Source organism: Granulicella sp. S190 (assembly GCF_009766095.1).
Lineage (GTDB): Bacteria > Acidobacteriota > Terriglobia > Terriglobales > Acidobacteriaceae > Edaphobacter.
In genome coordinates, this window is sequence record NZ_LMUD01000031.1 from 89627 (window position 1) to 104038 (window position 14412).

Genomic DNA, 14412 nt, shown 5'->3' on the forward strand with positions numbered 1-14412 from the left:
AACGATGCGCAGTTCCTCGCAGGCCAGAACCTCACCTCTCTCGACCCCCACCACATCCTCTTCCGCAACAACGGCAGCCTGCTGGTAGCTCAATCCCAGTCCAACGGCAATCCGCAAAACTGGTCCGTCTCTCCTTACTTCAACGCACAACAGATCGCCGCTCACCCGCAACTCTCCCAATTGCACAATGTCTTCGCCGACCGTGACGGAACTCTCTGGCTCGGCTGCGCCCAGCAGCTATGCCACGTAAGCGGAAGCCACATCGAAGTTCTGGGCGAGATTCAAGGCATCCCCGCCGAGCCGTGGCGAGTCATCTTTCGCGACCGCCAAAATGGCCTGTGGATAAGGAACAATCAACACATCCGCTACCTTGCGCCGGGAGCCGCCACATTCTCGGACCGCAGCATCACCCCGGAAGACCTCGGAACCTTTGGCGGATCCGGCATCCTCACCCTCTCCGAAGATCCGCGTGGCCGCCTGTTCACGCAAACCTCAACCGGCATCGCCCGTTGGGACGGTGACCACTGGCGGCTCTTCGACCGCACCAACGGCATCGACTTCTCCGACATCAGTACGATCCTCTCCGACCGCAGCGGCTCCCTCTGGTTCAGCAGTCGCGGCCACGGTCTCCACCGCTGGCTCGGCTACGACGAGGTGGAAAACTGGACTACCTCACAGGGCCTCGGCAACGACATCGTCTGGACCTTCTTTCGCGACCGGCAAAATCACCTCTGGCTCGGAGACGAGGTGCAGGTAAGCCAGTTGGACCAAGCGCAACACCGCATCCTCGCAGTAAAAATTCTTCCATCAGCTCCCTTCCAGAAGACCAACGGCTTCGCCCAGTCCCCCGACGGTTCCCTTTGGATCGTCAATCTCGACGGCCAGCTTCTCCACTCCGATCCCGTCACCCAGCGCTTCATCCAGGTTGCAAAGCTGCCCACAGTCGCCAGAATCTTCGAGGACTCCTCTCACCGCATCTGGCTCCTCTCTCGCGAAGGCCTCTACGTCGTCAAAGATCCTGTCACCGCGCCCAATCCCGAAAAAGTAACCAGCCAGCCCGTCTCCACCGATGCCTTCGCCAATGCAACTGAAGGCCTGGATGGCACGCTATGGTTCATCTCCGACCATCACCTTTATCGCCTCTCCCCCAGCCAGCACGATAAACCCGAACAATGGACCGAGATCGCCCTCGACCCATCCCTCATTCAAGGTCAGATGCGCGGCATCGCGGTCGCATCGGACGGCACACTTTGGATCGGCGGCGGCCTTCCCTCACTCCTGCATCTCCGCATCGAAGGCTCACAAAGCCATCTCCTCGCCTCTCTCACCTCGCCGGAGATCGTCTCCACTGACATTCAGTTCGTTCACTTCGATCAACGTGGCTGGCTCTGGGTCGGAACTGACGTCGGCGTCAACGTCTTCAACGGCTTCAACTGGAAGCTCCTCACCCAGCGCGATGGCATCGTCTCCAACGACATCAACGAAGCGGCCTTCTTAGCCGACCCTGACGGCTCCATCTGGTTGGGAGTCAACGGCGGTGCCGTCCATCTCCTCCACCCGGAGCACCTCCTCACCCAGGCCCCTCTTCAGGTAATGATCGAGTCAGCCACGCTAGGCGCTCGCTCTCTCAACCTTACGTCTAACAAAGACGTCTGGCGCTGGCGAGACGCTCCCCTCGACATCGCATTCACCTCGCTCAACTACGATCGGCAGGGCTCCACGCTCTTCCGTTATCGCCTCCTCGGGCTCGAACCCTCCTGGACCCAGACCGCATCCCATCACCTTCACTATCCCGCCATGCCGCCCGGCAAATTCCGCTTCGAAGTCCAGGCAATCGACCCCGATCAACAGCAGCAATCCGCCATCATCTCCTTCGACGTCTCGATCCGGCCTCCCTGGTGGCGAACAGTAACCTTCTACATCTTTCTCGCGATCCTCTCTCTTCTCCTCTGCCTCTACCTCTCGCGTCTGCGCGATCGAAGACTCACCCGCCGTCAGCAACAGCTTGAGAAGCTGGTGGCACAGCGCACCAGTGAACTCGAAGCAGAAAAAAGTGAGCTGCTCACTACCCGCGAAGCTCTCCACTATCAGGCCACCCACGACGCTCTCACCGGCCTGTGGAACCGCTCCGCCATCCTCGATATCCTTCAACGCGAGATGGACCACGCCCGTCGCGAGAACACGCCGTTGGCCGTCGTTTTGGCAGACATCGACCACTTCAAAAAGATCAACGACACCCTCGGCCACCTCGCCGGAGACCTCATCCTGAGCAACGCCGCGCGTCGCATGGCCCAGAACATCCGCCCCTCGGACTTCATCGGCCGCTACGGCGGAGAAGAGTTCCTCCTCGTCCTGCCTGGACTGCCCGAAGGCGATCCCCCCGCCCGCCTCGAGAAGCTCCAGCTCTCCATCTCGCAGGTACCATTCTTCTACCTGGAAGAATCCATCCACGTCACCTCCAGCTTCGGAGCAGCATGGGCCGGCCTCGAATCCATCAGCATCGAAGACATGATCCGCTGCGCCGACGAAGCCCTCTATCTCGCCAAGGCTTCAGGACGCAACCGCATCGTCTTCCACTCGCAGACATCACAGCCAGGCGATCTGCAAGACGATCTCCCCAACAGCCTTTCCTCAACACCCTTATAGACAGGCCCTGAAGCCGCGCGAGCATCCCTACGCGTAGCTCGACACACTCCCGGCATTCTTGCTCGCTCGTTCGCGCGTAATCTTCTCCACGTATCCACCCTCTGCCAGCGCCTTCAAAGGCTCCGCCGGCAGCCCCCGAGCTATCCGCCACTCCCTTACCACCGGTCGCACATCCTGCCAGAACGCGCTCCGGAAGCACTCCTCCGCTTCCACCAGCCTGCACGCCTGCTGTAACTCCGCAAGCTTCGCCCGATCCACCAGCGCCGCCTTTGCAAACAGCTCCTGCGCCGTCACCACGGTCTGCACCATCGCCTCCACCTTGCCCTTCAGGTTGTGGCTCTGGTCGATCATGAAAGCAACATCCTCACGCTCTGTCGCCTCCGCGCTCAAAATCTCATGAAAAATTCGAAACACCTGGTAAGGATCGATCGAACCCAGCGTCAAGTCATCATCCGCATACTTCCGGTCGTTGAAGTGAAACCCACCCAGCTCCCCTACATGCAGCAGCCACGTCACAATCTGCTCGATGTTCGTCGCCTGCGCATGATGCCCCGTATCCACCAGCACCTTCGCCTTCGGCCCGCACCGTCGCACCAGCTCCAGCGCCATCCCCCAGTCCGCAATATCGGTGTGATAAAAAGCGGGCTCAAAAGGCTTGTACTCCACCAGCATCCGCTGCCCCTCTCCCAGCGCGGCGTGCGTCGCCCCCAGCACCTCTTCCATCCATCCAATGCGCTTGCGAATACTCTGCGTCCCCGGATAGTTCGATCCATCCGCGATCCACAACGACACATCCTTCGACCCAAGCTCTCGCCCAATCTCTACAGAATCCAGCAGATGCTTCAGCGCCATCGCACGAACCTCCGCGCTGGGATTGGCAATCGAGCCGTACTTGTACTCTGCACTCTGAAAAAGATTGGGATTGATCGACCCGCTCTTCATCCCGTACTTCTTTTCAAGCGCCCGGATCACCGGAACATCCGCCACCCCATGCGGCAGATCCCACAGCACATGCAACGCCACCGTAGGGCTCGCTCCAGTCAGAGCATTCACCTGCGCCGCATCGCTGAACTTCTCTTCAATCGTCGTCGCAGCCCCACCCTGGACAAACTTTCCAAATCGCGTCCCGGTATTCGCAAACCCCCACGAGGGAACCTCAATCCGAAATCCATTCAGCGCCTCGTACACTCGCTGTGCATCCCGCTCCGCCACCCCTGCCCCGTTGTTTCCCATCTCTCAATCCCTCGCGAGCTTCGCTGTATTACAAAGCAGAAATATACTCCCTATTGAAACAAGAGCAGATTGCTCCTTCCTCCGGCATTTGTCAAAGAGATTTTTGCCGTGCTTCAAACAATCAGAATCACGTCCAGAAACCGCGGCCCATGCACTCCCTTGATCCGCGTCATCTCGATATCCGCTGTCGCCGAAGGCCCCGAGACAAACGTAGTCGCCACCGCCGCCGTCTCCTGCAACCGAGCCATCGCCTCCGGCACCGTCTCCACCACATCCTCCGCCCTCACCACGCAAAGGTGATAGTCAGGCACCAGCGTCGCGGCACGTCTTCCCTCGCCTGCTACGTTCTGCAGCACGACAGTCCCAGTCTCCGCGATCGCCACCGTAGCCCCGGTCATCACGCCATCGAACTCATTCAACTCCGACACTGGCAAACCCGTATCCACCACGAACTCAACTCCCTCCACCGAACCCGGCAGCCACCCAACCTCCAATCCCCCAGGCACCACCATCCGCCGAACTGCGCGCTCCCGCAACCTCTCCGCGACCTCACGCGCAACACCAGCAGGCCCCACACGAACCACCCGCGCGTCATAGTCCACCAGACGATCCTCCAGCAGCTTCAGCACCGCCTCCCGCCCAAGCAACCCGGCACTTCTATACTCTCGCGTAATCCCGTCCCATCTCCTCCGCGCTGCCGCAGCCTCCGACACCCCGCCCATAGCAGCCCGAATTCGCCGCAGCATCTCGGTCCGCGCAGAACTTGTAACCGAATCAGTTGCCATTGCTACCTCGCCTCTCCCACCAGTCCCGAAACGTCTCCTTCGGCATCTCCTGCAGATCCCGCACCTGCGTCCAACCGCCCAGCAGCCCCGGCAGCCATCCAATCCACCCATCGCCCTTCCCATCCCTGCGCACCAGCGGCCCCTCGACGACGCGCCCCAGCCGTTGTGCCGCACGAAACCTCCGCTCACTCCGGAAGATCATCGCCATCGCCTTCATCGCGCCCGCCTCCACATCGAAAAACCCCGCGACACCAGCCGTATTCTGTTGCACCACCTTGTTTCGAAGATGAATCAGCACCTCCGGAATGTTGATCTTCACCGGACACACTTCATAACAAGCCCCGCACAGCGAAGACGCATACGGCAGCGACTGCGCATGTTTCATCTCCTGCAGCTGCGGCGTCAGGATCGCGCCAATCGGTCCCGCATACACGCTCCCATACGCATGTCCTCCCGTCTGCCGATACACTGGGCACGCATTCTGGCACGCCGCGCAGCGAATGCAGTTCAACGTCTGCCTCGCCTCTCCGTCCGCCAGAATCTCCGTCCGTGCATTGTCCATCAGCACCACATGAAACACTCGCGGACCATCCCCGTCCTTCACCCCCGTCCAGATCGAGTTATAAGGATTCATCCTCTCCCCCGTCGCCGACCTCGGCAGCAACTGCAGCATCACCTCCAGATCCTGAAAACGCGGCAGCACCTTATCGATCCCCGCCACCGTGATCAGCGTCTCCGGCAGCGTTAGGCACATCCGTCCATTGCCCTCGCTCTCCACCACGCACACGCCGCCCGTCTCCGCAATCAAAAAGTTCGCCCCGCTCACCCCCGTCTTCACCCTCAAAAACTTCTCTCGCAAAAACATCCGAGCCGCATCCGCAAGATCTTCCGGCTTCTCCCCCAGCTCCGGCAGATTCATCTTCCGTTGAAAGATCTCGCGAATCTGCTGCCTGTTCTTATGCAGCGCCGGCACCACAATATGCGAAGGCCGATCCTCCCCCAGCTGAATAATCAGCTCCGCCAGGTCCGTCTCAAACGGATGAATCCCCGCCGCCTCCAGCGCCGTATTCAGCTGAATCTCCTCGGTCGTCATCGACTTGATCTTGATGACCTCGTCCGACCCCGAAGCCTTCACCAGACCGACAATAATCTGCCGTGCCTCCTCTGCATCGCGAGCCCAGTGCACCACCCCGCCCGCGCGCGTGCAGTTCGTCTCAAACTCCTCCAGGTAAAAATCCAGGTGCGCCATCGTATGTTCGCGAATCTGCTTTCCCGCCTCGCGCAGCTGCTGCCAGTCCGGCATCTCTGCCACCACCCGCGCGCGCTTGGCCTGAATCACATCCGTAGCATGCCGCACATTCTTCCGCAGCTGCGTATCCCCCAGCATGGCCTTCGCCGCCATCGGAAACGTAGGCGCCGTCCGTGGATCCAACCCCACTCCACTCATAACCCAACTCCGTTCAGCCACAAATCCGGGTGCCCCATCTTCGCGACAGCTCTATCGTCGCTAAAGTGGGCATTCGCGAAGCGAACCGCCTCTATCGATATTCGCTGCTGCAAAATAATCGAAGTAACTCCCATCACCCCTCACCCCCCGCCAAAATCTCCGCCAGGTGAACGGTCTTTACACCTGTCCTCTGCCGATGCAAAGCCCCCTGAATATGCATCAGGCACGAATTATCGCAAGCCGTGCAAGCCTCCGCCTTCGTATTCAAAACCGCCGTCGTCTTCTCCGCCAGCATCGCGCTTGAAACGTCCGCATTCTTCACCGCAAACGTCCCGCCAAATCCGCAGCATTGTTCCAGCCCCTGCAGCTCCACCAGATCAATCCCGCGCACCGCCTTCAGCAGCCGCATCGGCCCATCGCCCAGCACCAGGTTCCGCAGCCCATGGCAGCTCGCGTGGTACGTCACTCGATGCGGATAGTAAGCCCCAACATCCTCCAGCCCCAGCCGCTTCGTCAGAAACTCCGAAAACTCAAACACCTTCGGCAGTAGCTCCTCCACCTCGCCCATCAGCCGCTCATCCTTCAACGCCAGCGCCATCTTCGGATAGTGATCCCGCATCATCGCCACACACGAGGACGAAGGAACCACCACCGCCTCGGCCCCGCGAAACTGCGCAACGAATCGCGACAGCAGCGGCATCGCCTCCGCCTGGTATCCCGTGTTGTAGTGCATCTGTCCGCAGCAGGTCTGCCCCGCAGGAAACTCCACGGTATGCCCCAGCCGCTCCAGAACCCGCACCACGGCCTTGCCCGTCTCTGGAAACAGCGTGTCGTTATAGCAGGTAATAAAAAACGAAACTCGCAGACCGAACCTCCCAAACGGGAACAAATTTCAATAGAGAGTATATTTCCCCAACGCAACTCGCGTCAGGTACGATAGTACCCGCTCAACCGAACCACCACCATCATTCACCAGAACGAGGCCTCGTGGGACCCAATCCTTTCATCGGCGTCATCTATCACTGGATCGGCGGATTCGCCTCCGCCACCAACTTCATTCCCTTCCGCGGCATCAAGCGCTGGTCGTGGGAGATCTACTGGCTCATCCAGGGATTCGCCGCATGGATCGTCGCGCCCCTCGTCCTCGCCGGCCTCCTCGTCCCCAACCTCTTCGGCATCCTCCGCGCCGCGCCTGCCTCCAGCATTCACTACGCCCTCTTCTGGGGAATCCTCTGGGGCGTCGGCGGACTCACCTTCGGCCTCGCCATCCGCTACCTCGGCATCGCCCTCGGATACGCCATCGCCCTCGGCCTCTGCACCGCCTTCGGCACCCTCATCCCGCCCATCTACGACGGCTCCATCCACGTCATCATGCACGAAACCTCCGGCCAGATCATCCTCGCCGGCGTCCTCGTCTGTCTCATCGCCGTAGCCGTCAACGGAGCCGCAGGCCTCTCCAAAGAGCGCGAAGTCACCCCCGAAGAAAAAGCCGAAGCCGGAGAGACCGACTACAACTTCGGCAAGGGTTTGGCCGTCGCCATCTTTGCCGGCATCATGAGCTCCTTCTTCGCCTTCGGCCTCAAAGCCGGCGCCCCCATCGGAGCCCTCGCCAAGACCGAGCTTCTCGCCCACAACAAGCTCGACCTCTTTCAAAACCTCCCCATCCTCATCGTCGTACTCTGGGGAGGCTTTCTCACCAACTTCATCTGGTCCGCCATCCTCATCCTCAAAAACGGCTCCATCAAACAGTTCGTCGGCGAGCCCGGCCTCAACCCTATGCGCGCCTCTCACGCCTCCGGTCAAACCCTGGTCGACTTCGACCCCCTCGACCCCTCCACCTACGATCACCTCGCCCCCAAGACTCTCGTTCAGAACTACATCTTCGCCGCCCTCGCAGGAGTCATCTGGTACTTCCAGTTCTTCTTCTACTCCATGGGTCAGACCAAGATGGGCAAGTACGACTTCTCCAGCTGGACCCTCCACATGGCCAGCATCATCATCTTCGCCACCCTCTGGGGTCTCTTCCTCAAAGAGTGGCGCGGCACCAGCCGCCGCACCAAAACCCTCGTCGCCACTGGCCTTATCCTGCTAGTCAGCTCCACCATCGTCGTAGGCTACGGCAACTACCTCAAAGCCAACGAGTCCCCCACCACCATCACTACCCAATAACAAAACAAGCCGCCGATCATGCATCCCTAAGCCTTGATCGGCGGCCCCAGCAACTCCATTCCCCACTTCGTGTGATAAGCAGCCAGCGCCGCACGATCCGGCGTACCCGCGCCCAGCACCTCGCCCAGTCCCGTAAAAAACGCCAGCGCATCGATCGCCGGTAACAGCATCACCAGCTGTCTCGACGGACGATCGCTCACATTCACAAACGTGTGTGCAACACCACCCGGCAAGCTCACAACATCCCCCGTACCCACGCGAAATCTCTTCCCTTCCACCTCATACAGGTACTCTCCCTCCATCACCCGAAACACCTCCGCCTCGGGGTGACGATGCAGCGGCGGCCCGAATCCCGGGGCATTCACCGTATCCATCACGTTCAGCAAACCACCCGAAGCATCTTGTGAGAGCCGCACCGTCAGCTCCAGTCCAATCGCTGGAATCTTCACTACCTGTCCTTCACCGCTCTTCGAATGAAAGATCTCAAACGCCATAGACACCTCACTTCAAATTAGATTAGCGTCCCGGTCCTACTTATCAGTATCCTCGAACGCATACCTGCCCAGCGCAAAAGGCTTCGAGACCGACGGCTTATTATCCAGCGGATAAGAGGGATAAGGATCAGTAGACCCCGTCGGAAAACCCCAGATCTTCCCACTCCGCAGATCGATCACAACCTTTCCAAACACCTGCCCCGTAGTACCCGACCCCTCCGGATACCGCAACATCTGCACCCCCGGTTCAATATAAAACGCATGCGCAGGCGAAGACTCAGCCGCCACCGTCACAGGTGCGACGTACGGCCTCGCCGCGATGACCACCAGCGCCACCGCAATCACCAGCAGAAGAAACTTCGTAACCCCGTCTTTTCTCACAAATCACCTCCGTCTCAGGATTAGAAACCCAAAACAGCCACATTCCCGTTTCAGCACCGTTAAAGCACGAACACTCCTACCCGCAAAAAAATCCCTACCGGTAAAGAAGATCCCGCCGATAGAACCCTCATGTTCTCAAAGCCCTTCTTCTCCAACGGAAAACTCTGCCCTCACTGCAACACGGAGTCCATGCATCGCTCCCATCACCGCGGTGTCAGGGATTGGTTCTTCAACCTCCTCGCCCTCCGCCCCGTCCGTTGCACCTGCTGCTGCCAGCGCTTCTACGCCCCGCGTGCCGCCTACGGACCACACATCCGCACCCACACAGGCCATTCGCGATAAACTAGAAGGGACATGATCCCTACCCTCGAATGGCTCCCCACCGGCGTTAACTTCCTCGATCAAACCAAGCTTCCCCTCGAGGAGACCTACGTCCTCGCCACCGACTACAAGCAGGTCGCCACCGTCATCCGCGACATGATCGTCCGCGGAGCCCCCGCCATCGGCGTCTCTGCCGCCATGGGCATCGCCATCGGCATCGACCGCAGCACCGCGACCACCCTCCCCGCCCTCACCGAAGAGGTCGCCATCATCGCCAAGACCCTCGCCGAGACCCGCCCCACCGCCGTCAATCTCTTCTGGGGCATCGACGAGGTCCGCAACCTCTACAACCAGCTCGCCGCCAAAAACGCCCCCATCCCCGAGATCAAAGCCGCTGTCGTAGCCAAGGCCCGCCGCATGTACGACGAGGACATCGCCGCCTGCAAGCAGATGGGCGCTCACGGCGCATCGCTCCTCCCCAAAGAAGGCACCGTCCTCACCCACTGCAACGCCGGGGCACTCGCCACCTGCGGCTACGGCTCTGCCCTCGGCGTCATCCGTGCCGCCATCGAGCGCGGCCACAAGATCGACGTCTTCGCCGATGAAACCCGCCCCTTCCTTCAAGGCGCCCGCCTCACTGCGTGGGAGCTCATGAAGGACAACATCCCCACCACCGTCCTCTGCGACAACATGGCCGCAGCACTCATGCGCCAGGGCCGCATCCAGGCCGTCATCGTCGGGGCCGACCGCATCGCCGCCAACGGCGACGTCGCCAACAAGATCGGAACCTACGGCGTCTCCATCCTCGCCAAAGAGCACGGCATCCCCTTCTACGTCGCCGCCCCCTGGTCCACGCTCGACCTCGCCACCGCCCACGGCGATCTCATCCCCATCGAGCAGCGCGCCGCCACCGAGGTCACCCACTCCAACGGCAAGCAGATGACCCCGCACGGCGTAGCCATCGAGAACCCCGCCTTCGACGTCACGCCCGCCAAATACGTCACCGCCCTCATCACCGAGCGCGGCGTCCTCACCGCCCCCTACAACCAATCCATCCAGGCCATGGCAAAGCAAACCGAACCCGAGCTGACAGCAGTTTAGCTATCCTGAGATAAAGAAACTCTCTGGTCTCTCCTCTCCGGTTGTGTTCAACTGTCTTGGTCACAACCGGAGATCCCATGCTGAGCAAGTTTTCCCTCCTGTTCTTCCTCTCCTCGGCATCTCTTCTTGGCCAATCCTCCCCACAAGTCCCTCAGCCAGCGCAAGCCAGCTCAACCCTCCACACCGGCACCCAGCTTGTCGTCGTCGATGTAGTCGTCACCGACAAGAGCCAGAGTCCCGTCCGCGATCTGAAGGCCAGCGACTTCACCCTCTCAGAGAGCGGCCACCCGCAACAGGTAAAGTCATTCGAAGAACACACCGACTCCCCCGCGAAGGCCGCCCCCATGCCGGTGAATCCCCCAGGCATCTTCTCCAACTACTCCCCCGTTCAGGCACACGGCGCCATCAACGTTCTCCTTATTGACACCCTCAACACGCCCGTCACAGATCAGATCTATCTGCACGATCAATTTCACAAGTACATAAAGACCGCAAAGCCCGGCGCTCCGATGGCGATCTTCGGCCTCACCACAAAACTCCTGCTGCTTCAAAGCTTCACCTCAGATCCCAATCTCCTCAAAGCCGCGATCGACGACAAAAACATCAAGCACTTCCCCCTCATCGATCGTGCAGATGGCGGCAACACAATAAAAACTGCAGATCAGATGACTGAATTCACCAACAACACTGGACTTAATCAGAACCCTGCCCAAGCTGCTTTCATGAAAGAGATCGTCGCCGACCTTCAGGCCTTCGACGCGAAGCAAGACTCATTCCAGTTACAATTACGCGCTAAATACACCCTCGACGCCATCAATCAACTCTCCCGCTACCTTGCTGGCATCCCTGGCCGCAAAAATCTCATCTGGCTCTCTGGCTCGTTCCCCCTCAACGTACTGCCCGATGACACCATCAATGACCCGTTCTCTGTCGTTGCCGGCTCCGAAGACGAGTATCGAGAAACCACGAATCTCCTCGCCCAGGCACAAGTCGCCGTCTATCCCATCGACGTCCGCGGAGCCATGACCTCTCCCAACATGGACGTCTCTCAGTCCACAGCCATCTACGTAGACGACCCTAAACGCTTCGCCGCCGACGAGAGAAAATTCCACCTGACCACAGGCAGCGAAAACATGACCATGCTCCGAATGGCGGATGACAGCGGAGGCCACGCCTTCATCAACACCAACGACCTCGTCGACGCAGTCGATAAAGCCATCGCCGCCGGCTCCCACTACTACACCCTCACCTACTCTCCCAACGACACCAAATGGAACGGCAACTTCCGCAAGATTCAGGTCAGCCTCCAGCAGCAGGGCCTTCATCTCGCCTACCGTCGCGGATACTTCGCCGACAGCTCCGACGCACATTCACAGCCCGGGAGCAGGACAAAAAAGAACCCCGCCGCAGCGGCAGTTCCGTTAGAGCCCATGCGCGTCGCCATGATGTTCGGCGCTCCCGACCCCACGCAGATCACCCTCAAGGCCCGCGTCCTTCCCGCCAGCACAACTCCTGAGGACCAACTCGCCGAAGGTAACATCCTCACCCCTTCTTCTCCCATGAAAGGCCCCTACCGCCGCTACTCCATCGACATCGCCGCCGACCCCGGCCCACTCCACTTCGAGCCGGCATCCGACGGCATCTACCACGCCAACCTTCAGTTCCTCACCTACCTCTACGATCAGAACGGCCTCCTCCTCAACGTTGAAAACAACCCCGTCCGGGCCAACTTCTCACCCGAGGTCTACCGTCGCGTCCTTCAGTCGGGCCTCCCCTATCACGAAGAGATCAGCGTCCCCCTCAAGGGCGACTACTACATCCGCATCGGTCTCCACGACCTCACCAGCAACAGCATCGGGGCTCTCGAAGTTCCTATCGCCGCAGTAAAGAACCTCGCCCCCATCGCCGTCTCCACATCTGCTCAGCCCCCGGCGTCACCAAAATAACTCAGCAGTCGTTACAAATAACTTTGCCATCGTCAAAATTCCCCTCTGCCTCCTGTGCCCGGGCAAGCCCTCTCTCGCCCAAACTGGCACCAAACCCACCCCGCCCGTATCCTTGGAGGTAGACCGCCTTCGTGAAACTTCCCCTCTTCAATCCGCACTCCCGCTCTTTATTACGCGGCAGTCTCCTCGTGCTCCTCAGCCTCGGCGTCGCCATTCTGCTCTCCGACTTCCCCCACAACCGCGCCACCCCACTCCTCATCTTCCCGGTCCTCTTCGCCATCGCCGGCACCGCCGACACCGTCCGTTGCATGCAGCGTCGCTGGAGCTTCTACCACGCCGGCGTCATCCTCTGCATCTACATGGACCTCATGGCCCTCTGCATGATCCTCTTCTTCCTCCTCTACCCCTACACCCGCTGGATATCCTCCTCGCAGTAGCCCTTACGCGTTCCCATAACTCAGGTTCGCGGCACGTATTCACCTCATCAACCATCTTCTCTATCCTCTAAAACCCTCTGCGTTATACTCGCCCCACCGGAACGAGCAGCGATCACACGGTTCCAGGCACGATCAACCTTAGGAGACTGACCTCATGTTCAAAGGATTCCGCGACTTCATTCTGCGTGGCAACGTCATTGATCTTGCTGTCGCCGTCATCATCGGAGCTGCATTCACCGCCATCGTCACCTCGCTCACAGAGAAGATCATCAACCCGCTCCTCGGCGCCATCATCGGCAAGCCCAACTTCGGCTACCTTAAAGGCCACATCAACGGAGGCGAGATCCTCTATGGCGACTTCCTCACCGCCATCATCAACTTCCTCCTCATCGCCGGAGTCGTCTACTTCTTCCTCGTCATCCCCACCCAGTACCTGCTCAAGAAGTTTCATCCCGCCGTCGCCACACCGCCCGCCACCAAGCCCTGCCCCCAGTGCCTCGGCGACATCCCCATCCCGGCCACGCGCTGCAAGTTCTGCACCCAGCCCGTATAGCCCCGCAAAGAAAAGAGCCCGGCGAGTGGTCTACCCTCCGCCGGGCTCTTTATCCTTAAAATCTGCTCATCACACCCTTAAGCGCTTGCGCTCCAGATTCGGCAGAAATCCCGTCAACAAACCAATGGCCGGCAGATACGCGCACACCTTGTAGACATAGACGACGCTCGTAGCATCGGCCAGCTTCCCCAGCACCGCAGCGCCAATCCCGCCCATCCCAAACGCAAATCCGAAGAACAGCCCCGAGATCATTCCCACCCGTCCCGGCACCAGCTCCTGCGCATATACAAGAATCGCCGAGAACGCCGACGCGATCACAAACCCGATCACCACGCTCAGCACGCCGGTCCAAAACAGATTCGCATACGGCAGCATCAGCGTGAACGGAAGCACCCCAAGAATCGAGCACCAGATCACCACCTTGCGCCCCACCCGATCGCCAACCGGACCGCCAATCAACGTGCCCGCCGCAACGGCACCCAGAAAAACAAACAGGTGAATCTGCGAACTCCGCACCGACACATGAAACCGGTCGATCAGGTAAAACGTGTAATAACTCGTCAGGCTCGCCAGGTAAAAGTACTTCGAAAACACCAGCGCCACCAGCACAGCAATCGCAGAGATCACCTGCCTTCGCGGCAGCGTGATAGTAGTGTCCTCATGCTTCACAGGCCGTTGCTGCAGATCCTCCAGCCGCTCCTTATACCACCCACTCACCCGCAGCAGCACCACGATCCCCAGCAGCGCCGCCAGTGAAAACCACGCCACTCCGCTCTGCCCTCGTGGAAGCACGATGTACGCCGCCAGCAGCGGCCCAATCGCAGACCCAGTATTGCCCCCCACCTGGAAAAACGATTGCGCCATCCCATGCTGGCCACCCGAAGCCATCCGCGCCACCC

General features: G+C 59.9%; 14 protein-coding genes. 7 read left to right on the plus strand and 7 right to left on the minus strand.

Annotation, left to right across the window (positions count from 1 at the left end):
- Positions 1–2646 (plus strand): ligand-binding sensor domain-containing diguanylate cyclase (locus tag GSQ94_RS16215; protein ID WP_158944903.1); only part of this gene is annotated, 2646 nt, incomplete at its 5' end.
- A gap of 27 nt (positions 2647–2673) precedes the next feature.
- Here GSQ94_RS16215 and GSQ94_RS16220 read toward each other — a convergent pair.
- From GSQ94_RS16220 to GSQ94_RS16235, 4 genes are all read right to left on the minus strand, one after another.
- Positions 2674–3879 carry a TIM barrel protein gene (locus GSQ94_RS16220; protein WP_158944904.1) on the minus strand — a complete coding sequence of 402 codons (1206 nt, stop codon included), beginning with the start codon at positions 3877–3879 and terminating at the stop codon, positions 2674–2676.
- 113 nt (positions 3880–3992) lie between these two features.
- Positions 3993–4664, minus strand: a complete 672-nt coding sequence (locus GSQ94_RS16225; protein ID WP_158944905.1) for an LUD domain-containing protein — start codon at positions 4662–4664, stop codon at positions 3993–3995.
- The gene (locus tag GSQ94_RS16230; protein ID WP_158944906.1) at positions 4654–6111 is read right to left on the minus strand and encodes a LutB/LldF family L-lactate oxidation iron-sulfur protein; all 1458 of its coding nucleotides are present in this window, start codon (positions 6109–6111) and stop codon (positions 4654–4656) included. The genes GSQ94_RS16225 and GSQ94_RS16230 overlap by 11 nt, the downstream gene beginning before the upstream one ends.
- Before the next feature lie 133 nt (positions 6112–6244).
- Positions 6245–6976 (minus strand): (Fe-S)-binding protein, encoded by a 732-nt coding sequence (locus tag GSQ94_RS16235; protein WP_158944995.1) that lies wholly within the window; start codon positions 6974–6976, stop codon positions 6245–6247.
- Positions 6977–7098: 122 nt separating this feature from the next.
- Here GSQ94_RS16235 and GSQ94_RS16240 point away from each other — a divergent pair, with 122 nt between their 5' ends.
- Positions 7099–8280, plus strand: coding sequence for an L-rhamnose/proton symporter RhaT (locus tag GSQ94_RS16240; protein ID WP_158944907.1), 1182 nt, complete (start codon positions 7099–7101; stop codon positions 8278–8280).
- 26 nt (positions 8281–8306) lie between these two features.
- Here GSQ94_RS16240 and GSQ94_RS16245 read toward each other — a convergent pair whose 3' ends face one another.
- Positions 8307–8774, minus strand: coding sequence for a cupin domain-containing protein (locus tag GSQ94_RS16245; RefSeq protein WP_158944908.1), 468 nt, complete (start codon positions 8772–8774; stop codon positions 8307–8309).
- Positions 8775–8810: 36 nt separating this feature from the next.
- Positions 8811–9155, minus strand: a complete 345-nt coding sequence (locus tag GSQ94_RS16250) for a hypothetical protein (protein ID WP_158944909.1) — start codon at positions 9153–9155, stop codon at positions 8811–8813.
- Between the two features lie 189 nt (positions 9156–9344).
- Between GSQ94_RS16250 and GSQ94_RS16255 the strand changes: the two genes are divergently transcribed.
- From GSQ94_RS16255 to mscL, 5 genes are all read left to right on the plus strand, one after another.
- Positions 9345–9497, plus strand: a complete 153-nt coding sequence (locus tag GSQ94_RS16255; RefSeq protein WP_158944910.1) for a hypothetical protein — start codon at positions 9345–9347, stop codon at positions 9495–9497.
- 12 nt (positions 9498–9509) lie between these two features.
- Complete coding sequence (gene mtnA, locus GSQ94_RS16260) at positions 9510–10577, plus strand: S-methyl-5-thioribose-1-phosphate isomerase (protein WP_158944911.1); 1068 nt, start codon at positions 9510–9512, stop codon at positions 10575–10577.
- Between the two features lie 77 nt (positions 10578–10654).
- Positions 10655–12523 carry a VWA domain-containing protein gene (locus GSQ94_RS16265; protein WP_158944912.1) on the plus strand — a complete coding sequence of 623 codons (1869 nt, stop codon included), beginning with the start codon at positions 10655–10657 and terminating at the stop codon, positions 12521–12523.
- A 131-nt stretch (positions 12524–12654) separates the two neighbouring features.
- Positions 12655–12960, plus strand: a complete 306-nt coding sequence (locus GSQ94_RS16270; RefSeq protein ID WP_158944913.1) for a permease — start codon at positions 12655–12657, stop codon at positions 12958–12960.
- A gap of 154 nt (positions 12961–13114) precedes the next feature.
- A complete protein-coding gene (gene mscL, locus GSQ94_RS16275; protein ID WP_158944914.1) occupies positions 13115–13513 on the plus strand; it encodes a large conductance mechanosensitive channel protein MscL in 399 nt (132 codons plus the stop codon).
- Positions 13514–13582: 69 nt separating this feature from the next.
- Here the strand turns inward: mscL and GSQ94_RS16280 are convergent.
- Positions 13583–14412: MFS transporter (locus GSQ94_RS16280; protein WP_158944915.1), on the minus strand; the 830-nt coding region annotated here is incomplete at its 5' end.